Source organism: Actinomycetospora flava (assembly GCF_037400335.1).
GTDB classification, from domain to species: domain Bacteria; phylum Actinomycetota; class Actinomycetes; order Mycobacteriales; family Pseudonocardiaceae; genus Actinomycetospora; species Actinomycetospora flava.
On record NZ_JBBEGM010000001.1, the window covers coordinates 45893 to 64530 of the forward strand.

The 18638-nt window shown below is 73.9% G+C and carries 20 protein-coding genes and 1 tRNA gene; 9 read left to right on the forward strand and 12 right to left on the reverse strand.

Annotated elements, in window-relative coordinates; all coding sequences use genetic code 11:
- Positions 1 to 16: 16 nt before the first annotated feature.
- Positions 17 to 865 carry an undecaprenyl-diphosphate phosphatase gene (locus WCD58_RS00205; RefSeq protein WP_337700739.1) on the reverse strand — a complete coding sequence of 283 codons (849 nt, stop codon included), beginning with the start codon at positions 863 to 865 and terminating at the stop codon, positions 17 to 19.
- A gap of 101 nt (positions 866 to 966) precedes the next feature.
- Between WCD58_RS00205 and WCD58_RS00210 the strand changes: the two genes are divergently transcribed.
- Both WCD58_RS00210 and WCD58_RS00215 read left to right on the forward strand, forming a co-directional pair.
- Positions 967 to 1974 (forward strand): aldo/keto reductase, encoded by a 1008-nt coding sequence (locus WCD58_RS00210; RefSeq protein WP_337698617.1) that lies wholly within the window; start codon positions 967 to 969, stop codon positions 1972 to 1974.
- 100 nt (positions 1975 to 2074) lie between these two features.
- The gene (locus tag WCD58_RS00215; protein WP_337698618.1) at positions 2075 to 2326 is read left to right on the forward strand and encodes a DUF5703 family protein; all 252 of its coding nucleotides are present in this window, start codon (positions 2075 to 2077) and stop codon (positions 2324 to 2326) included.
- A 258-nt stretch (positions 2327 to 2584) separates the two neighbouring features.
- Here WCD58_RS00215 and WCD58_RS00220 read toward each other — a convergent pair whose 3' ends face one another.
- Genes WCD58_RS00220 through WCD58_RS00230 form a run of 3 tightly spaced genes read right to left on the reverse strand, consistent with a single transcriptional unit; the run spans position 2585 to position 5661 of the window.
- On the reverse strand, positions 2585 to 3583 hold the full coding sequence (locus tag WCD58_RS00220) for an NADPH:quinone oxidoreductase family protein (protein WP_337698619.1): 999 nt from the start codon (positions 3581 to 3583) through the stop codon (positions 2585 to 2587).
- Positions 3584 to 3586: 3 nt separating this feature from the next.
- Positions 3587 to 4348, reverse strand: coding sequence for an SDR family NAD(P)-dependent oxidoreductase (locus WCD58_RS00225; protein ID WP_337698620.1), 762 nt, complete (start codon positions 4346 to 4348; stop codon positions 3587 to 3589).
- A complete protein-coding gene (locus WCD58_RS00230; RefSeq protein WP_337698621.1) occupies positions 4345 to 5661 on the reverse strand; it encodes a M20/M25/M40 family metallo-hydrolase in 1317 nt (438 codons plus the stop codon). Before WCD58_RS00230 ends, WCD58_RS00225 begins: the two co-directional genes overlap by 4 nt.
- Before the next feature lie 64 nt (positions 5662 to 5725).
- Between WCD58_RS00230 and WCD58_RS00235 the strand changes: the two genes are divergently transcribed.
- From WCD58_RS00235 to WCD58_RS00245, 3 genes are all read left to right on the forward strand, one after another.
- Positions 5726 to 5809: transfer RNA gene (locus tag WCD58_RS00235), tRNA-Leu, on the forward strand.
- A 227-nt stretch (positions 5810 to 6036) separates the two neighbouring features.
- The gene (locus tag WCD58_RS00240) at positions 6037 to 6750 is read left to right on the forward strand and encodes a VOC family protein (protein WP_337698622.1); all 714 of its coding nucleotides are present in this window, start codon (positions 6037 to 6039) and stop codon (positions 6748 to 6750) included.
- A 62-nt stretch (positions 6751 to 6812) separates the two neighbouring features.
- Positions 6813 to 7754, forward strand: coding sequence for an endonuclease/exonuclease/phosphatase family protein (locus WCD58_RS00245; RefSeq protein WP_337698623.1), 942 nt, complete (start codon positions 6813 to 6815; stop codon positions 7752 to 7754).
- Here WCD58_RS00245 and WCD58_RS00250 read toward each other — a convergent pair.
- A complete protein-coding gene (locus tag WCD58_RS00250) occupies positions 7751 to 8179 on the reverse strand; it encodes an MOSC domain-containing protein (RefSeq protein ID WP_337698624.1) in 429 nt (142 codons plus the stop codon). The genes WCD58_RS00245 and WCD58_RS00250 overlap by 4 nt on opposite strands.
- Positions 8180 to 8262: 83 nt before the next feature.
- On the opposite strand from WCD58_RS00250, the gene WCD58_RS00255 reads away from it, so the two are divergent.
- The 4 genes from WCD58_RS00255 to WCD58_RS00270 all read left to right on the forward strand — a co-directional run bounded on the left by WCD58_RS00255 (position 8263) and on the right by WCD58_RS00270 (position 12988).
- Positions 8263 to 9798 (forward strand): class I adenylate-forming enzyme family protein, encoded by a 1536-nt coding sequence (locus WCD58_RS00255; RefSeq protein ID WP_337698625.1) that lies wholly within the window; start codon positions 8263 to 8265, stop codon positions 9796 to 9798.
- A gap of 101 nt (positions 9799 to 9899) precedes the next feature.
- Positions 9900 to 10958, forward strand: a complete 1059-nt coding sequence (locus tag WCD58_RS00260; RefSeq protein WP_337698626.1) for a Bug family tripartite tricarboxylate transporter substrate binding protein — start codon at positions 9900 to 9902, stop codon at positions 10956 to 10958.
- A complete protein-coding gene (locus tag WCD58_RS00265; RefSeq protein WP_337698627.1) occupies positions 10959 to 11474 on the forward strand; it encodes a tripartite tricarboxylate transporter TctB family protein in 516 nt (171 codons plus the stop codon).
- Complete coding sequence (locus WCD58_RS00270; RefSeq protein WP_337698628.1) at positions 11471 to 12988, forward strand: tripartite tricarboxylate transporter permease; 1518 nt, start codon at positions 11471 to 11473, stop codon at positions 12986 to 12988. Before WCD58_RS00265 ends, WCD58_RS00270 begins: the two co-directional genes overlap by 4 nt.
- Here WCD58_RS00270 and WCD58_RS00275 read toward each other — a convergent pair.
- The 7 genes from WCD58_RS00275 to WCD58_RS00305 form a co-directional block, all read right to left on the reverse strand.
- Positions 12985 to 14025, reverse strand: coding sequence for an Atu2307/SP_0267 family LLM class monooxygenase (locus tag WCD58_RS00275; protein WP_337698629.1), 1041 nt, complete (start codon positions 14023 to 14025; stop codon positions 12985 to 12987). The genes WCD58_RS00270 and WCD58_RS00275 overlap by 4 nt on opposite strands.
- Positions 14025 to 15884, reverse strand: a complete 1860-nt coding sequence (htpG, locus tag WCD58_RS00280; RefSeq protein WP_337698630.1) for a molecular chaperone HtpG — start codon at positions 15882 to 15884, stop codon at positions 14025 to 14027. Before htpG ends, WCD58_RS00275 begins: the two co-directional genes overlap by 1 nt.
- Positions 15885 to 15960: 76 nt before the next feature.
- Complete coding sequence (locus WCD58_RS00285; RefSeq protein WP_337698631.1) at positions 15961 to 16359, reverse strand: DUF7715 family protein; 399 nt, start codon at positions 16357 to 16359, stop codon at positions 15961 to 15963.
- A 64-nt stretch (positions 16360 to 16423) separates the two neighbouring features.
- Positions 16424 to 16723: a helix-turn-helix transcriptional regulator gene (locus tag WCD58_RS00290; protein WP_337698632.1), complete on the reverse strand. Its 300-nt coding sequence runs from the start codon at positions 16721 to 16723 to the stop codon at positions 16424 to 16426.
- Complete coding sequence (locus WCD58_RS00295; RefSeq protein ID WP_337698633.1) at positions 16716 to 17066, reverse strand: type II toxin-antitoxin system RelE/ParE family toxin; 351 nt, start codon at positions 17064 to 17066, stop codon at positions 16716 to 16718. Before WCD58_RS00295 ends, WCD58_RS00290 begins: the two co-directional genes overlap by 8 nt.
- Positions 17067 to 17191: 125 nt before the next feature.
- The gene (locus tag WCD58_RS00300) at positions 17192 to 17890 is read right to left on the reverse strand and encodes an SDR family NAD(P)-dependent oxidoreductase (RefSeq protein WP_337698634.1); all 699 of its coding nucleotides are present in this window, start codon (positions 17888 to 17890) and stop codon (positions 17192 to 17194) included.
- A 96-nt stretch (positions 17891 to 17986) separates the two neighbouring features.
- Positions 17987 to 18634 carry a TetR/AcrR family transcriptional regulator gene (locus WCD58_RS00305; protein WP_337698635.1) on the reverse strand — a complete coding sequence of 216 codons (648 nt, stop codon included), beginning with the start codon at positions 18632 to 18634 and terminating at the stop codon, positions 17987 to 17989.
- Positions 18635 to 18638: the final 4 nt, after the last annotated feature.

Below are 18638 nucleotides of genomic sequence, written 5' to 3' on the forward strand. Positions count from 1 at the left end.
CTACGCGGCCCTCGGACTACACAGCGGGGACGATCCCGTTGCTGACGGCGAGCAGCACGATCAGGCCGAGCAGGACCCGGTACCAGACGAAGACGTAGATCGTGTGGTTCTCGACGAACCGCAGCAGCCAGGCGATCGAGGCGTAGCCGAGGACGAACGCGATGAGCGTCGCCACGACCATCTGCGCGATGCTCGGGAACACGACCACGGCGCCCTGCACGTCCGAGGCGGTCGGGTCGAGGATGTCCGGGATCTGCGTCAGCCCCGAGGCGAACACCGCGGGCAGGGCCAGCAGGAACGAGAACCGCACCGCGACGGCCCGTTCGAGGCCGAGGAACAGGCCGGCGGTGATCGTCCCGCCGGAGCGCGAGACGCCCGGGATGAGCGCCATCGCCTGCGCGCAGCCCATGACCAGGCCGTCGCGCAGCGTGAGCTGATCGGAGCCCCGGCGCTGGGTGCCGTAGCGCTCGGCGAGGGCCAGGACCAGCGCGAAGATCACGAGCACGGCGCCGTTGAGGTAGAGGTTGCGGGCCGGTCCCTTGATGGCGTCCTCGAACAGCAGGCCGATCACGCCGATGGGGATCGAGCCGAGGATCACGTACCAGGCGAGCTTGTAGTCGTAGCCGCGCTCCTCGCGACGCGCGAGGCCCACGAACCAGGCCTTGAGCAGGCGCCAGATGTCGGAGAAGAAGTAGATGAGCACGGCGGTCTCGGTGCCGAGCTGGGTGACCGCGGTGAACGCCGCGCCCGCGTCGTTGCCGAAGAAGAACGCCGAGGTGATCCGCAGGTGCGCGGAGGACGAGACGGGCAGGAACTCGGTGAGCCCCTGCACGATGCCGAGGACCACCGCCTCGAGCCATCCCATCGGTGCGCCGGCTGTCACGGCGACGGACGGTAGTCCCCTCGGGTCTCGGCTCGGCGTGCCCCCCGGACCGCGTCCGTGACCTGTTCGTAAGCTGCGTCCCCGTGGAGCAGCGACGCCTGGGCGCCAGCGGCCTGAAGGTCTCGCGCCTGGCGCTGGGCACGATGAGCTGGGGCCGCGACACCGACGCCGACGAGGCGGGCGCGTCGCTGCTGGCGTTCCTCGACGCAGGCGGCACGCTCGTCGACACCGCGGACGTGTACTCCGGCGGCGAGGCCGAGCGCATCCTCGGCAGCCTGTTCGACGACGTGATCCCGCGGAACGAGGTGGTCGTCGCCACCAAGGCGGGTGCCCGCCGCGACGACGGCCCGTTCGGCGGGGGCGCCTCGCGCGCGGCGCTGCTCACGGCGCTCGACGACTCGCTGGACCGGCTGAACACCGACTATGTCGACCTGTGGCAGCTCCACGAGTGGGACGACGACGTCCCGCTCGAGGAGACGCTCGCGGCGGTCGACGTGGCGCTGACCACCGGGCGCGCCCGGTACGCGGGGATCGCGAACTACGCGGGCTGGCAGGTCGCGTCGGCCGCGACGCGTCAGAGCCTGACCTCGCTGCCGCTGGTGTCGGTGCAGTCGGAGTACTCGCTGCTCGACCGGTCCGTCGAGACCGAGGTGCTGCCGGCCGCCGAGCACCACGGGCTCGGGCTCATGCCCTGGGGCCCGCTCGGGCGCGGGGTGCTCACCGGCAAGTACCGCGAGGGCGTGCCCGCCGACTCCCGCGGCGCCTCGGAGCACCTGGCGGGCTACGTCAACCGTCACCGCACCGAGCGCACCGCCCGCATCGTGCAGGCCGTCGTCACCGCCGCGCACGGGCTGGGCACGTCGCCGCTGGCCGTGGCGCTGGCGTGGGTCCGCGACCGGCCCGGCGTCGTCGCCCCCGTGGTGGGTGCGCGGGACGGGGCCCAGCTGCTCGGTTCCCTGGCCGCCGAGGACCTCGTTCTGCCCTCGGCGATCCGCGGGGCGCTCGACGACGTCAGCTCCCCCGCGGGCCCGTCCGGGACGTCGGTGCTCGACGACGAGGCCGAGGAGCCGGATCTGCCGCCCTGGGAGTGATCGACGCGGCTGTCCACCGGGCGTCGTGATGGGTGCGCAGGGTGTGTGGCTGTGCGTACGGTGGTGCGGCTGGGTCAGGTGTCCCGGAGGTGGTCGGCTCGTGAACACTGGTGGCGCCCGCGACGGCGGGGCGCTCGTCGGAGCGCCGGTGGTCGAAGGGGATTGGGAGTACCAGCCCGTGCGGCTGCCCCCGGACGTCACGCGGATCTCCGCGACCGTCCAGCTGGGCATCCGCGCCGAGTTCGGGGGCTGGGAGCTCGCCCGCACGTTGCTGTACGCCGACGGCACCAGGAAGGTCTGGCTGCGCCGCAAGCTCTCGCGCTCGTCGCTGGTCGCCGGGCTCGCGACCTAGACCTCGAGCAGGACGGAGCGAGGGGCGCCCCGGGGTGGGACGCCCCTCGTGACCTCCGTGCCCGCCTCCGCGGTGCGGTGCCCCGCCGCGTCTGGCTGTGCGATGCGGTGGCCGTGACGCCGGGAGGACGGTCGTGGTCGTCCGACCGGTCCGAGAGCCGGGGACCGGCCGGGCGACCGAGGAGAACGCTAGGAGCCGCGGACGCCCCGCGGACCCCCGACATCGGGAACTAGTTCCCCGCGACGGCGTTGTGCGGTCTCAGGGCGCCCGGAGCACCACGCGCCCCGTCGTGCGGCGCGCCTGCAGCTCCTCCATCGCGGTGGGCAGATCCTCGAAGGCGTACTCGGCCCCGACGATCGGGGCGATCGCGCGCCGGTGCCACAGCGCCTCGATCTCGCGCTGCCACGCCGCCACGAGCTCCGGGGACCGGTCCCGGTACGCCGACCAGTGCACGCCCACCACGGCGTAGTTCTTCACCAGCGCGTGGTTGGTCGGGGCGTCGGCGATCCGCCCGCCCGCGAAGCCGATGACGAGCAGCCGGCCCTCCCACGCGACGACGCGGCGCGCGGCGTCGAAGGAGTCGCCGCCGACCGGGTCGTAGACGACGTCGGCCCCGCGGCCGTCGGTGAGCTCGCGGACGGCGGCGACGAGGTCTGTCCGGTCGGGGCCGGCTCCCCTACCGGCGTGCTCCCCTGATCGCTTCGTGTCGCCCGGGTCCACGAGCACCTCGGCCCCGGCGGTGCGCGCGACCGCCGCCTTCTCCTCGTCACCCACCACACCGATCACGCGCGCGCCGGCGGCCCGGCCGAGCTGCACGGCCGCGAGCCCCACGCCGCCGGCGGCCGCGAGCACCAGCAGCGTCTCGCCCGCCCGCAGCGACGTGCGGTGGTGCAGCGCGCACCACCCCGTCTGGTACGAGACGAAGAACCCGGCGGCCTGGGCGGCGCTCATCCCCTCGGGCCACGGCCAGGTCGTGCGCAGCACCGCCTCCTCGGCGAACCCGCCGTGCGGCAGCGCCACGGGGCCGAACACGCGGCGCCCGTCGTCGGTCGTGCCGGCCACCTCCAGCCCGGGCGTGAACGGCGGCGGGACGCGTTCCTGGTACTCGCCGGCGGTGTGGAGGATGTCGGCGAAGTTCAGCGCCGCGGCCGCCACGCGCACCCGCGTCTCCCCCGGCCCGGGCTCGGGACGCGGGACGTCGGCGACCTCGAGGACCTCGCCGAACGGCCCGTACCGCGGCACCCGCCAGGCGCGCACCCGTCAGTCCTCGCCGTGCAGCCGGGGCGGCGCGCCGGCCTCGGCCGGGCCCGGGACGCCGCGGAACCGGAACGGTCCGGGCTCGCGGCCGGGCTGGACGAACCAGCACTCCCCCGACGCGCCCCGCGCGAGCATCGCCGTGACCGCGTCGGCGACGTCGGCGGCGACGAGCAGCGGGAAGTCGCCGAACCGGTCGCGGAACCCGGCGATGAGCGCCGTGTCGGTGAAGCCCGGGCACACGGCCATGACCCGCACGGGCTCGTCGGCCAGCGACGCCGCCACCGAGCGGACGTAGCCGACGACCGCGTGCTTGCTCAGCGTGTAGATCGCGTCGCCGGGCATGCCCGTGAGCCCGGCGAGCGACGACGTCGCGATCACCGTGCCCCCGCCGTCGCGACGCAGGGCGGGCAGCGCCGCGGTCGTCCCGAACACCACGTGGTCGACGTTGACGCCCATGACCCGCCGGTACGCCGGGACGTCGAGGTCGTCGACGCCCGACTGCCCGCCCGTCGAGCCGGCGTTGAGCACGACCAGGTCCAGGCGCCCGCCCCACGTCGTGGCCTCGTCGACGGCGGCCTTCACCGCCACGTCGGAGGTGACGTCGCAGGCGATCGCGAGCCCGGCGCACTCGCCGGCGACGCGGGCGGCCGCCTCGGCGTCGCGGTCGACCACCGCCACCCGGTAGCCGTCGGCGGCGAGGCGGGCGCAGACCGCGGCGCCGATCCCGCCGCCACCCCCGGTGACGAGAGCGACGTGGCCGCTCACGCGCGCAGCAGGATGCGCTCGAGCACCCGGGTGCCGAACTGCAGGGCGTCGACCGGTACGCGCTCGTCGATGCCGTGGAACAGCGCGGTGAAGTCGAGGTCCGGGGGCAGGCGCAGCGGCGCGAACCCGAAGCAGCGCATCCCGAGCTTCACGAACGCCTTCGCGTCGGTGCCGCCCGACATCATGTAGGGCAGCGTGTGCGCCTGCGGGTCCTCGTCCTGCACCGCCCGCGTGATCACGTCGACCAGCTCGCCGTCGAAGGCGGTCTCGACGGCCTCGAGGTTGCGGATCCACTCGCGCTCGACGTCCGGACCGAGCAGCTCGTCGAGCTCGCGCTCGAACGCCTCCTGGCGCCCCGGCAGCACGCGGCAGTCGACGGTCGCCTCGGCCAGCGACGGGATGACGTTGGCCTTGTAGCCCGCCTGCAGCATCGTCGGGTTCGCGGTGTCGCGGGTGGTGGCGCCGACGACGCGGGCGACCCCGCCGAGCTTGCGCACGGCGCCGTCGAGGGCGGCCGCGGAGTCGGTGGGGAACTCGATGCCGGTCAGCTCGGTGATCTCGTCGAAGAAGCCCTGCACCGACTCGGTGAGCACCAGCGGGAAGCGGTGCCGCCCGAGGCGTGCGACGGCCTCGGCGAGGATCGTCACGGCGTTCTCGTCTTGGACCATCGAGCCGTGGCCGGGCCGCGACCGCACGCGCAGCTTCATCCACGCGATCGACTTCTCCGCGGTCATCACCGGGTAGACGCGCACGTCCTCGCCGAGCGTCAGCGAGAACCCGCCGACCTCGCCGAGTGCCTCGGTGCAGCCCTCGAAGAGATCGGGGCGGTGCTCGGCGAGCCAGTGCGAACCGTAGGCGCCGCCCGCCTCCTCGTCGGCGAGGAACGCGAAGACCAGGTCCCGCGGCGGCACCGTCCCCTCGGCTTTGAACTGGCGCGCGAGCGCCAGGATCATCGCGTCCATGTCCTTCATGTCCACCGCGCCCCGGCCCCAGACGTAGCCGTCCTGCACCGAGCCGGACAGCGGGTGGACCGACCACTCGCTCTCGTCGAAGGGCACGACGTCGAGGTGCCCGTGCACCAGCAGCGCCGGCCGGTCCGGGTCCGCGCCCTTCAGGCGGGCGAACACGTTGTGGCGTCCGGGAGCGCCGGACTCGATCACCTCGGTCTCGTAGCCGACCTCGCGCAGCTTCGCGTCCACGTAGGCGGCGGCCTCCGCCTCGCCCGTCGTCGTCGCGAGCTCTCCGGTGTTCTGGCTGTCGATCTGGATGAGCTCGCTGGTCAGCGTCACGACCTCGTCCTCGGCACGACCCATGCGCCGCATCCTGCCACCCACCGTGATCGCTCTGCGCGGCGTCGTCTACGCTGGTCCCACGCAAGTCCGAGTGGCGGAATGGCAGACGCGCTAGCTTGAGGTGCTAGTGCCCTAGTAGGGCGTGGGGGTTCAAGTCCCCCCTCGGACACACTCCTCTCTTCTTCGCGCCGAGTGCGCGCGATCCCGGCTGTCGATCGTGGTCGCCAGGGGCACCTCGTTCTGGCGAAGGGTTCCCCTCGCCCGTCTACCCGACCGAAGGTGCCCTTCGGTCGTTCCGGCTGACGCGCCACGAGCTCGCGCCTGATCGCGATCCGCCGCGACGCGGGAGCACCCGGTCGGGTGGTGCCCGGGCGCGGCCCCCCGCAGACTGCGCCCATGGACGGGGCGCCCTGCTGGGCGGAGCTGGACGCGGAGGACCGGGAGGCCGCGGCCGTCTTCTACGCCGCGGTGCTCGGCTGGTCGGTGCACGACGCGGTCGTCGCCGGGCACCAGCACGGGATCCTGCGGTGCGACGCCCACGACGTGGCGGCGTTCGGCTCCCCGGGTGTCGTGGCCCCGCCGGCCTGGACGCTCTACCTCGCTGTCGAAGACGTCGACGCCGCCGCGGAGAGCATCGAGGAGCTCGGCGGCGAGGTGCTGCACGGACCGGAGGACGACGACGGGGGCGGGCGTCTGCTGGTCGCGCTCGACGCCGGCGGGGCGGTGGTCGGGCTGTGGGAGTCCGACCGCGACGTCCCGCCGCCGGGACCGGGCCGCCTGTGCTGGGCGGAGGCCCTGTCCGCGGAGCCCGGCACCACGCGCACCTTCTACCGCGAGCTGCTGGGCTGGCGCTGGGCGGAGGACGGCGCCGGTCCCGGCCACCTCGCGGGTCACGGTGAGCACGGGCCGCTCGCGGGTCTCGGGCTCGCCGGCGACGCGCTCCCCCACTGGGTGCCGGTGTTCGGCGTGGCCGACGCCGACCGCGCGGTCGGGGTCGCCGAGCAGCACGGCGGGACGGTGGTGACGGCCGTGGACGCCGGCCCGCGGGGCCGCCACGCGACCCTCGCGGACCCGGCCGGCGCCCGGTTCGGCGTGCTCGAGGTCGGCTGAGTCACCCGGGGAGCCCGCTCCGGATCGGTACAGTCGATCAGGGCTGACGGGGAGGGCCGAGCGTGGAGCGGGACACGGTCACGGTGACGCCGCCTCGCCGAGGACACCGGATCCGCTCCTCCCCCTGGTTCTGGCTGCTCCTCGCCGCGCTGCCCTGGGCGTGGTTCCCCCTGCGCGACGCGCTGGGGCTGGTCGGCGACGTCCTCGCGATCGTCCTGCCCGTCGTGGCGGTGATCGCCGCGATCGCCTGCGTCGTCAGCGGTCGCTGGTGGGGCCTGGTCACCGCCGTGTCGGTGCTGCTCGCGGCGACCGTCGCGGTCGTCGGGCCCTGGACGCCCGACGACGCCGGCCGCGTGCGCGCCGGCGCGGGCGTCACGGTCGCGAGCGCCAACGTCACCGGGCGGTCCTCGACGGTGCCCGCGCTGCAGGCGGCGGGCGCGGACGTGCTGGTGGTCGTCGAGAACGACCGGGGCATCGACACCGCCCTCTCCGCGACGTACCGCTTCCACGTCTACGCCGGCGGCGCGCCCGCGGTCGGCGTCTACAGCCGGTTCCCCGTGCGGCTGCTCGACGCCCCGGGTCCCGACTTCCCGGGCGTGCGGGCGGCGGTCGACGCGCCGACACCGTTCGTGGTCTACGGCCTGCACGTCCCGCGGCCCTGGTGGACCGGCGGCTTCGGCTACCAGTCCACGCCCGCCGAGCACCACCGGCTCGTCGAGGAGGTCGACGCGCGGGTGGCCCGCGAGCCCGGTCCGGTGGTGGTGACCGGCGACCTCAACTCGACCGACCGCGCCCGCGACTACCGCCTGCTCGACGCCGGGCTCGTCGACGCGATGCGCGACGGCTTGGCCGGACCCACGTCGGTGACCCAGTGGCGCGCGTTCCTCCTGCGCATCGATCACCTGTTCGTGAGCCCGGGCTGGTGCGGCGACGGCGCGCACCGGTTCGAGCTCCCCCGCTCCGACCACGACGGCATCGCGGCGACGGTCGGGCCCTGCGGCTAGGGATCGGGCAGGGCGACCTCGTCGCCCACGGCGATCGATCCCGACGTCAGCACCCGGCAGATCGCCCCACCGCGGCCGTGCAGCGCCCGCGCGGCGCCGGGCCCGATCTCGGTGTCCATCACGCGGCACGGGGCGGCGCGGCGGACGACCTCGAGCACGACGTCCCCGACGGCCAGGCGCGCCCCGGGCTCCGTGGGCACCGTCCCGTGGTCGAGCGTGAGCGTGCGGCGGGTGCGCTCCTCGGGCACCGGCGCGCCGAGGGCCTCGCTCGCGGCGGCGAGGTCGTCGCGGCTCTGCAAGGAGACGTGACGGTGCCGCGTGCCGTGGTACCGGTCGCCGACCAGCCCGCGGCCGGCCTCGGCCTCGACGCGCGCCACCGCGACCATCGGCGCCGTGCGCTCGGGCGCGATGTGCAGGGAGGCCACGCGGGTCACGCCGGGTAGAGGTCGGGTGAGGGCTCGGTCATTCCCCGTTTCGGCCGGGCGGGCGCGCGGCAACGCACCGTTCCATGCCCCGATCGGACGTCATCGCCCGACCCACACTGCCCGCGGCCGCGGACGCCTTCCGCGCCGCCGGGCACTGGCGGGACCGCACCCACCTCGACGACCTGCGCGACGAGCTCGCCCGCGACCCGGGGCGCCCGCTGCTCGTCGACCGCTCCCGGGGCGGACGGCGCGTCCTCGACGTCGCGGCCGTCGCCGACGGTGTCGAGCGGCTCGCCGCCGCGCTGGCGCGGCACGTCGGGCGCGGTCACCGGGTCGCCTACCGGCTCTCGAACCGCTGGGAGACCGTCGCGCTCTTCCACGCCTGCGGGCGCGTCGGCGCGGTCGCGGTGCCGATGCCGGCGTCGCTCGGCCCGGCGCAGGTCGAGCAGCGCCTGGCGGCCACCGGGGCCGTGCTGGTCGCGGACGACGACGGCGGCGGGCTGCTCGACCTCGACGACCTGCCCGACGGCCCCTCCGTCGGGACCGGCGACGAGATCGGCCCCGACGACGTGGCGCTCGTGCTCTTCACCTCGGGCACGACGGGCACCTCGAAGGCCGTGCTGCACACCGCGAACACGCTGGTGGCGAGCACGCGCGGCACCCTCGGCGCGCTGGTCGGCGACGAGCCCGCGCGCGTGATGACCCCGTCGGTCGCGACGCACGCGATCGGCGTCATGACCAGCGTGCTGAGCCCCCTGCTGCACCGTCACCCCGCGGTGCTCGACGACGACGGCGCCCCGGAGGCGGTGCTGCGGGCGGTGCGCGACGAGGACGTCACCCATCTGCTCGTCGGCCCGCGCGGCTACGACGCCCTGCTCGACGCGCTCGGCCCCGACGGCACCGCGACCGTCCCGCCGAGCCTGCGGACGGTGGCCCTCGGCGGCGCGCCCCTCGCCCGCGGCGTGCTGCGCAAGGCCGACCGCCTCCCGGTGGTGCTGCGCATCCACTGGGGCATGACCGAGGTGCCCGGCGGCGGGGTGTCGCGCGGGCAGGAGGTCCCGGGGACGTCATGGCACACCATGGGCCACGCGGTGCCCGGCCTCGAGCGCGAGCTGCGCCCGGTCGAGGGGGCCGCGGCGGGACACGGCGAGGTGCACGTCCGCGGGCCGCAGGTCACCGTCGGGCTGCTGGACACCGGCGACGGCCGGGCGGTGTGGAGCCCGCGCGACGACGACGGCTGGTACGCCACGGGCGACATCGCGGCCCACGACGAGACCGGCGAGCTCGCGTTCGTCGAGCGCGACGCCGACGAGGTCAAGGGCTCGAGCGGCATGCTCGTCCCGACCGGCGAGGTGGAGGACCTCCTCGAGGACCACCCCGACGTCGACGAGGTCGTGCTCGTCGCCCACCACCCGGGCGAGCAGGCCGAGGTGCCGGCGGCCGTCGTCGTCCCCGTCGCGGGACGGACGCCGACCCTGGCCGCGCTCCAGCAGCACCTCCGCGACCGCGGCACCACCGAGTGGTACCTGCCCGCGCACCTCGCGACGATCGACCGGATGCCTCGCGACGCGAACGGGAAGATCGACAAGAAGGCGCTGCGGAGCTTCGTCGACGGCTGAGGCGGGTCTCGCCTCGCCGTGACCGAGCATGCACACTCCGTGTGGAGACGCGGGTCACCCGTCCGTGTCGCGACCCTCGACCCACCGGGGCGGAGCAGCTCATGGCGCGATCGACGGCGACCGATCCCCCACCCGCGGAGACCCGTGCGGAGGAGCCGCCGCCGCGCACGCCGTGGCGCCCCGGACCGGCGGTGGCCCTGCTCGGCGTGGTCCTGGCCGCGCTGCTGCTGGTGCCGCCCGCGGTCGGCGCGCTGACCGGCGGCGGTGACGGCACGCAGCTCAAGGGCCTGCGGATGATGGTGCCCAACAGCCCGGGCGGCGGGTACGACGTCACCGCCCGCGCCGCCGCGACCGCGATGGAGGACAGCGGGCTGTCGGGGCCGGTCGAGGTGTTCAACCTCCCGGGCGCGGGCGGCACCGTCGGGCTCAACCGCACGGTCAACGAGGCGGGCGACGGCCGGCTGCTGATGTCGATGGGGCTCGGCGTGGTCGGCAGCGTCTACTCCAACGAGTCCGCGACGACCCTGCGCGACGTCACCCCGATCGCGCGGGTCACCGAGGAGACCGAGGTCGTGGTGGTCGGCCGCGACTCGCCGTTCGCCGACATCGGGCAGTTCCTCGCCGCCTGGCGCGCGAACCCGGCGTCGGTCCCGGTCGGCGGCGGCTCGTCGGTGGGCGGCCCGGACCACCTCGCGCCGATGCTCATGGCGCGGGGCGCCGGCGTCGACCCGCGCGCGGTCACCTACGTCCCCTACGACGGCGGCGGCGAGCTCATGGCCGCGGTGCTGGGCGACAAGGTCGGCGTCGGGGTCAGCGGGCTCGGGGAGTTCGCCGACCAGGTCGAGTCCGGTGACCTGCGCGTCCTCGCGGTCACGGCCGGGGCGCGGGTGCCGGGCGTCGACGCGCCGACGCTGCGCGAGGCGGGCGTCGACGTCGAGTTCACCAACTGGCGCGGGATCGTCGCGCCGCCCGGGCTCTCGGGCGAGCAGCGCGCCGAGCTGGTGGGCGCTCTCGACGCGCTGCACGTCACCCCGGAGTGGCGCGACGTGCTGGCCCGCAACGGCTGGCAGGACGCCTACCTCCCCGGGGACGCCTTCGGCGCGTTCCTGGCCGACGAGGACACCCGGGTCGCCGGCGTGCTCCGGGAACTGGGGCTCTAGATGACCGCTCCCGCGCGCTCGTGGTGGCGCGAGCACTCCGAGCTCGGGGTGTCGGCGCTGTTGGCGCTGGTCGGCGTGCTGGTGCTGGTCGACACCGTGGTCGAGGGCGGGCTGTCGGGCGGGGACGAGGACGACCCGATCGGCCCGGGCGCGGTGCCGCTGATCCTCGGCGTCGCCCTGCTCGTGCTCGCCGCGCTGCTCACCGTCGACGTCCTGCGGGGCGGGCACGGCGAGGCCGAGGCCGGCGAGGACGTCGACCTCGACGCGCCGATGGACCTGCGCACCGTGGGGATGCTCGCCGGGGTGCTGATCGCGACCGCGGTGCTCATCCCCCTGCTCGGCTGGCCGATCGCGGGGACGCTGCTCTTCGCCGGCGCGGCGTACGCGCTGGGCTCGCGGACGGTGGTCCGGGACGTCGGCGTCGCCGCGGCGGTCTCGCTCGTCACGTGGATCGCGTTCGACGGGCTGCTCGGCGTGGACCTGCCCGGCGGGCCGCTCATGGGGGTCCTGGGGTGAACGACTTCGGGCTGCTCGACGGGTTCGCCTCGGCGCTGACCCCGACCCACCTGCTCTTCGCCGCCATCGGCGTGCTGCTGGGCACCGCGATCGGCGTCCTGCCCGGCATCGGGCCGGCGATGGCGGTCGCGCTGCTGCTGCCGGTCACCTACGCCTTCGAGCCCACTGGCGCGTTCATCATGTTCGCCGGCATCTACTTCGGCGCGATGTTCGGCGGCTCGACCACCTCGATCCTGCTCAACACCCCCGGCGAGAGCGCCTCGGTGATGGCCGCGATCGAGGGCAACCCGATGGCCAAGCAGGGCCGCGGGGCGCAGGCGCTGGCCACCGCGGCCATCGGGCACTTCGTCGGCGGCATGATCGGCGTGCTGGGCCTGGTGCTGCTCGCGCCGCTGATCGCCGCCGTCGCCGTGGACATCGGGGCCCCGGACTACTTCGCGATCATGGTGCTGGCCTTCGTCGCCGTGACGGGCGTGCTCGGCTCGTCGCGGATCCGCGGGTTCGCCTCGCTCGTCCTCGGGCTGACGATCGGCATGGTCGGCCTCGACCCGATCACCGGCTCGCCGCGGCTGACGTTCGGGGTGCCCCAGCTCGCCGACGGCATCGACGTCGTCATCGTCGCGGTCGGGCTCTTCGCCGTCGGCGAGGCGCTGTGGGTGGCGGCGCACCTGCGACGCAAGGCGCCCGAGGTGATCCCCGTCGGGCGGCCGTGGCTGGGCCGCGAGGACGTGCGGCGGGCGTGGAAGCCGTGGGCGCGGGGCCCGTTCATCGGCTTCACCTTCGGGTCGATCCCGGCCGGCGGCGCCGAGATGTCGACCTTCATGTCCTACGTGACCGAGCGGCGCCTCTCGAAGCGGCGCGAGGAGTTCGGGCACGGGGCGATCGAGGGCGTCGCGGGCCCGGAGTCGGCGGCGAGCGCGTCGTCGGCCGGAACGCTCGCGACGATGCTGACCCTCGGGCTGCCGACGACGGCCATCGCCGCGGTGATGCTCGCGGCGTTCCAGCAGTTCGGCATCCAGCCCGGGCCGCTGCTCTTCGAGCGCGAGCCCGACCTCGTGTGGACGCTGATCGCGAGCCTGTTCATCGGCCTGGTGCTGCTGCTCCTGCTCAACCTGCCGCTCGCGCCGGCCTGGGCGAAGCTGCTGCGCATCCCGCGCCCGTACCTCTACGCCGGCATCCTGTTCTTCGCCTGCGTCGGGGCCTACGCGGTGTCCGGCCAGCCGGTCGACCTGATCGTCCTGCTCGTCATCGGGGCGATCGGCTTCGGGATGCGCCGCTTCGGGCTCCCGGTGCTGCCCGCGATCATCGGCGTCATCCTCGGGCCGGACGCCGAGCTGCAGCTGCGGCGCGCGCTGCAGATCAGCGACGGCGACGTCACCACGCTGGTGTCGACGCCGTTGTCGATCACCGTGTACGTGGTCATCGTGCTGCTGTTCGTGGTGCCCCTCGTCCTGCGGCTGCGGCGATCCCGGCGCACGCCGTCCTCCGAGGAGCGCGACTCCGAGCGCGTCTAACCCTTGTCCACGAGCGGCGCGACCTCGGTGCCGAGCAGCTCGATGGAGTGCAGCAGGTCCTCGTGCCGCAGGCGCGGGTTGGTCATCTGCAGGTTGATCCGCTCGACGCCGCCGAGCTGCTCGGAGACCCGCAGGACCTTCTCCGCCACGGTGCGCGGGTCGCCGACGAAGAACGCGCCGTCGGGGCCGCGCATCGCGTCGAACGCGCGCCGGGACGGCGGCATCCCGCCCCGCTCGGCGGCGACCTGCGTGAACATCTCCTGCCAGCCCGGGTAGAAGGCGTTGGTGGCCTTGGCGACGTCGTCGCCGACGAACCCGAAGCAGTGCAGGCCGACCCGCAGCGCCTCCGGCGGGTGGCCGGCGTGCTCCCCCGCCCGGCGGTAGAGGTCGACGAGCGGCGCGAACTGCCGGGGCTCGCCCCCGATGATCGCCACCATCAGCGGCAGCCCGAGCAGCCCGGCCCGCGCGAACGACTCCGGCGTGCCGCCGACCCCGACCCAGATCGGCAGCCGCTCCTGCGACGGGCGCGGGTAGACCGGCTGGTCGTGCAGCGCCGGGCGGTGCTTCCCGGACCACGTCACCGTCGGCGACTCGTTGATCTTCAGCAGCAGGTCGAGCTTCTCCTCGAAGAGCTCGTCGTAGTCCTCGAACCGCAGCCCGAACAGCGGGAACGCCTCGGTGAACGAGCCGCGCCCGACGACCAGGTCGACCCGGCCGCGCGAGATCAGGTCGATCGTCGCGAACTCCTGGAACACCCGCACCGGGTCGGCGGCGGAGAGCACCGTGACGGCGCTGCGCAGCCGGATCCGCTCGGTGCGCGCCGCGGCGGCCGCGAGGATCACCGGCGGCGCGGCGTCGAAGTACTCGCTGCGGTGGTGCTCGCCGATGCCGTAGGAGTGCAGGCCGACGCGGTCGGCGAGCGCGATCTCGTCGAGGAGGTGCTCGAAGCGCTCCTCCGGGCCGATCACCCGCTCCGTGTCGGGGTCGGTGACCCGGGCGACGAAGCTGTCGACGCCCAGCAGCACGGTGTCGGCCATCAGAGGGTCTTCTGGAGACGCTCGGCCAGCGTGTTGACGAACGCCGTCGGCTCCTTGAGCTCGCCGCCCTCGGCCAGCAGCGCCATGCCGTAGAGCAGCCGCGCCACGTCGGGGTCGGCGTCGCCCGCGCCCTGCTTGTCGCGCAGCCCGCTGACCAGCGCGTGCGCGGGGTTGAGCTCGAGGATCCGCTTGGTGACCGGCGGTTCCTGGCCCATCGCGCGGTACATCTTCTCCAGCGTCGGCGAGAGGTCGCCGGGGTCGCCGACGAGGCAGGCCGGCGAGGCCGTCAGGCGCGTCGAGAGGCGGACCTCCTTGACGTCGTCGGCGAGCTCCGTGCCCATCCAGGTCAGGAGGTCGTCGAAGCCCTCGGGCTTGTCCTCGTCGCCGCCGAGGTCGACGTCGCCCTTCGCGATCGAGGCCATCGGGGTGCCGTCGAACTCGGTGACGGCGTCGGTCCAGACCTCGTCGACCTGGTCGGTGAGCAGCAGGACCTCGTAGCCCTTGGCGCGGAACGCCTCGATGTGCGGGGAGTTCTCGATGCTGCCGCGCGTCGCCCCGGTGAGGTAGTAGATCGACTCCTGGCCCTCGGGCATCCGCTCCTTGTAGGCCTTGAGCGTGGTGTTCCCGTCCGGCGAGTGGGTGGACGGGAACGCGCTGGCGCCGAGGATCGCCTGCTGGTTGTCCGGGTCGGTGAGCAGGCCCTCCTTGAAGGCGCGGCCGAGCTCGGTCCAGAACGTCGCGTACTTCTCCGGCTCGTTCTCCTGCAGCGCCGCGACCGTCTGCAGCACCTTGCGGACCAGCCGCTTGCGGATCGCCTGGATCTGGCGGTCCTGCTGGAGGATCTCGCGGGAGACGTTGAGCGAGAGGTCGGCGGCGTCGACGACGCCCTTGACGAAGCGCAGGTACTCGGGGACGAGCGCCTCGCAGTCGTCCATGACGAACACGCGCTTGACGTAGAGCTGCACGCCGCGGCGGGCCTCGCGCATGAACAGGTCCATCGGCGCGTGCGCCGGCAGGAACAGCAGGCCCTGGTACTCGAACGTGCCCTCGCCCGAGAGCCGCATGGTCTCCAGCGGCTCCTGCCAGTCGTGGCTGACGTGGCGGTAGAACTCGGTGAGCTCCTCGTCGCTGACCTCGGAGCGGGCCCGCGCCCAGAGCGCCTTGCGGGAGTTGATCGGCTCGGTGTCGCCGTCCTCGGCGTTCTCGGCGTTCTCGCTCGTGAGCAGCCGGATCGGCCAGGTGATGAAGTCCGAGTAGCGCTTCACGATGCGGCGCACCGTGTCGGGCTTCGCGTAGTCGTGGAGGCTGTCCTCCGCGTCCTCGGGTTTGAGGTGCAGGGTGATCGCGGTTCCCTGCGGGGCGTCGGCGACCGGCTCGAGGGTGTAGGTGCCCTCGCCGGTGGACTCCCAGTGCACCCCCTCGTCGCCGCCGGCCTTGCGGGTCACCATCTCGACCTTGTCGGCGACCATGAAGCTCGAGTAGAAGCCGATGCCGAACTGGCCGATGAGGTCCTCGGCGTTCTCGTCCTGCGCGTCCTTCATCTGGGCGAGCATCTCGGCGGTGCCCGACTTCGCGATGGTGCCGATCAGCTCGACGACCTCGTCGCGCGTCATGCCGATGCCGTTGTCGCGCACGACGAGCGTGCGGTGCTCGGCGTCCTGCTCGAGCTCGATCCGCAGGTCCGAGGTGTCGACCTCGAGATCCTTGTCCTGGTAGGACGCCAGACGCAGCTTGTCCAGCGCGTCGGACGCGTTGGAGATCAGCTCGCGGAGGAAGACGTCCTTGTCGGAGTAGATCGAGTGGATCATCAGCTGGAGCAGCTGACGGGCTTCGGCCTGGAACTCGATCGTCTCGCTCATGCGTCCTCTCCCGCGGTGGGTCGTGCTGACACGTCGAGGATATCCGCCGGTCGGCGCGGCTCCGGCGGACCGGGGATCACACCGGGAGCTCGCTCGGCAGGGCGCGGACGTGCAGGAGGTCGAGACGCCGCTCGACGATCGAGCCCACCGGCCACCCGGCCACGTACTCCGCGAGGTCGTCGGCCTCGTCGGTCGAGCAGCAGGCGCAGGGATCCCATCCCTGGGCCTGCAGCGAGGACCGGATCGCCTCGACGTACTCCGCCCGGGTCAGGGGCACCTCGGCGACCCGCGCCGTCGTCGTCGCCCGGTGCGAGTTCAGCCCGGCGAACCCGCGCCCGCAGCCGCAGCCGCCGTCCGGGTCGTCCCGGTCCTTCCGGCAGACCTCACCGACACGGACGAGCTCGCCCTCCGTCGCCCAGTGATAGTCGTTCGCGCGTGCGCCCTGCGTCTGCGCCGTCGCCACCAGCACCTTCATCGCTGTCTCCCTCGTCCGTGCCGTGGCACGAGGGATAGCACCGACCCCCGACAGCGCCGGGGCGTCAGGCAACGCCCGCGCGCGGCGCCAGACGGACGACGAGGTCGGCGTCCATCGCCTCCGCCAGGCGGGCCAGTACCGGGAGCGTCGGCATCGTGCCGCCGGCCTCGAGTCGGGCCACCGCCGACTGCGTCATGCCGGCCGCCTCGGCGAGCTGGGCCTGGGTCCAGCCACGGGCCGCTCGGAGCTCCCGGACGGCGGTTCCGAGATCATGAGCCCGCCGGGCGTCGTCGTAGCCGTCGCGCGCGTCCTGCTGGTCCAGCCGCTCGTCTCGAAGCTCCTGCCACGCGGCGCGGTCACTCATCATCGGCCTCCACGGCGTGCATCTCGCGCTGGCACCGCCTCATCGCCTGCTGAGCGCGGCGGACCTCGGCCGTCTCGCGCAGACGGCGCTTCCGGAAGACGGTGAGCAAGACGATCCTCCGTCCTGGTGCGATCCAGTAACCGACGCGCACGGCCTCGCCGCCCACGTAGAACCGCAGCTCACGCAATTTGCCGTCGAGCTGACGTGTGTAGGGCTCTCCGAGGAGGGGCCCCCGGTCGGCCAGGAGATCGACGTGGAACGCAGCCGCACCGAAGTGCCGCGGAGACAGGCCCTCCAGCCAGCGCCGCACCTCGGGTTCCAGCTCGACGCTACCCCAGGTCATAGCACGAACGCGATATTCTCGGTGCCACCGACAGCTCTCCTCAGCAGGTCGTCGCCCAGGTGCTCACGACGGTGGCACCGCGAGCGGGGCAAGGAGGGGCGATCGGCGGAACGGAGCCGATCGGATCAGGTCGCCCAGCCGCCGGAGACGGGCACGACCTGGCCGGCGAGGAAGTCGCTCGCCCCGGTCGCGAGGGCGAGCGCCAGCTCCGCCGCCTCGACGCCCTCGCCGAGCCGTCCGGCCGGGATCTGGGCCTCGAAGGACTCGCGGACCGCGTCGTCGGCGAGCATCGCGTCCGTGTAGTACATGTTGTTGCGCACGTGGGCGGGTCCCAGGGCGTTGACCTGCACGTTGTGCGGCGCGACCTCGGCCCCGACGGCCTGGAGGAAGGCGTTCTGCGCGCCGCGGGCCGCCGAGTAGATGCCGAGGCCGGGGATCGCGCGGATCGGCGTCGCACTGGTGACGCCGACGATCTTCCCGGCGCGTCGCTCGATCATCGGGGGCAGCGCCGCGCGGATGACGCGCAGGAACGGCCACACGAGGTGCTCGAGGTAGGCGGCGAACGCCTCGTCGGTCCACTCGGTGGCGCCGACCAGCATCTCCGTCACCGGCATGGCCTCGCGTGGGCCGGCGAAGTTCGCGACGAGGACGTCGATCCGCCCGGCGCGCTCGACGGCGGCCTGAGGTGCGTCGGGAGCGGTGAGGTCGTCGGTGTCGGCGACGACGTCGGCCCCCTCGGCGCGGAAGAGCTCCACGACCGGCGGTCCCACGTAGCGGTCGGCGTGCGTCACGAGCACGCGGCGTCCCTCGAGCCGTCCCGGCATCGGTGCCGTCCTTCCGTCGGGGTGCGTCGAGGTGACCGTTCCCCCGGGGCGTCGGGTTCACGCCGGTTGTGCACGACCGATCGGCGGCGAGATCGCTCAGTCCTGGTCTCGTCCCACCGCGTGTCGTGCGTGCACCGTCAACGCGGCCTCCTCGACGGCACGCGCCACGCTCGTGGGGTCCGGGTCCCAGTCGAGGAGCAGCATGCGCGGCCAGAGGACGTAGTTGGCGATCATGCCGAGGAACTGGGTGGTCACGAGGTCGGCGTCGTCGAACCGCAGGGTGCCGGCACGCTGCTCGGCGAGCAGGTGGTCGCGCACCGAGTCGAAGAACGGCATCTTGCCCACCTCGAAGTGCGTGCGCCCGAGCTCGGGGAAGCGCGGGAGCTCCGCGATCACGATGCGGAAGAGGTCGGCCATGCCGGGGCGGGTCAGCAGCGCCGCGTACCGGGTGCCGAGCGTCGACAGAGCGGTGAGGGGGTGGCCGGGCACGGGAGGCGCCTGCGCGTCGTCGGTGGCCCACGAGGCGGTCACCATGGCGCTGAACAGCTCGGCCTTGGTCGGGAACTGCTTGAACAGCGTGGCGCGCGAGACCCCCGCCTCGGCCGCGACCTTCGCCAGCGACGTGCCGTCGTAGCCGAGCTCGAGGAAGAGCCGGCGAGCAGCACCCAGCAGCGCCTCCCGGTTCCTCGAGGCCAGGTCCCGGTGATAACGCGTCGCCCCCGGAGCAGGCTCGTTCCCGTCCATCGCG

Excerpts from the sequence above, each read along its gene's own strand:
- WCD58_RS00295 (WP_337698633.1), bottom strand. The coding sequence starts at position 17,066 with ATGACCTGGGGTAGCGTCGAGCTGGAACCCGAGGTGCGGCGCTGGCTG.
- WCD58_RS00290 (WP_337698632.1), bottom strand. The coding sequence starts at position 16,723 with ATGAGTGACCGCGCCGCGTGGCAGGAGCTTCGAGACGAGCGGCTGGAC.
- WCD58_RS00255 (WP_337698625.1), top strand. The coding sequence starts at position 8,263 with ATGCCCCGATCGGACGTCATCGCCCGACCCACACTGCCCGCGGCCGCG.
- WCD58_RS00265 (WP_337698627.1), top strand. The coding sequence starts at position 10,959 with ATGACCGCTCCCGCGCGCTCGTGGTGGCGCGAGCACTCCGAGCTCGGG.
- WCD58_RS00240 (WP_337698622.1), top strand. The coding sequence starts at position 6,037 with ATGGACGGGGCGCCCTGCTGGGCGGAGCTGGACGCGGAGGACCGGGAG.
- WCD58_RS00230 (WP_337698621.1), bottom strand. The coding sequence starts at position 5,661 with ATGGGTCGTGCCGAGGACGAGGTCGTGACGCTGACCAGCGAGCTCATC.
- WCD58_RS00275 (WP_337698629.1), bottom strand. The coding sequence starts at position 14,025 with ATGGCCGACACCGTGCTGCTGGGCGTCGACAGCTTCGTCGCCCGGGTC.
- WCD58_RS00205 (WP_337700739.1), bottom strand. The coding sequence starts at position 865 with ATGGGATGGCTCGAGGCGGTGGTCCTCGGCATCGTGCAGGGGCTCACC.
- WCD58_RS00300 (WP_337698634.1), bottom strand. The coding sequence starts at position 17,890 with ATGCCGGGACGGCTCGAGGGACGCCGCGTGCTCGTGACGCACGCCGAC.
- WCD58_RS00305 (WP_337698635.1), bottom strand. The coding sequence starts at position 18,634 with ATGGACGGGAACGAGCCTGCTCCGGGGGCGACGCGTTATCACCGGGAC.
- WCD58_RS00260 (WP_337698626.1), top strand. The coding sequence starts at position 9,900 with ATGGCGCGATCGACGGCGACCGATCCCCCACCCGCGGAGACCCGTGCG.
- WCD58_RS00285 (WP_337698631.1), bottom strand. The coding sequence starts at position 16,359 with ATGAAGGTGCTGGTGGCGACGGCGCAGACGCAGGGCGCACGCGCGAAC.
- htpG (WP_337698630.1), bottom strand. The coding sequence starts at position 15,884 with ATGAGCGAGACGATCGAGTTCCAGGCCGAAGCCCGTCAGCTGCTCCAG.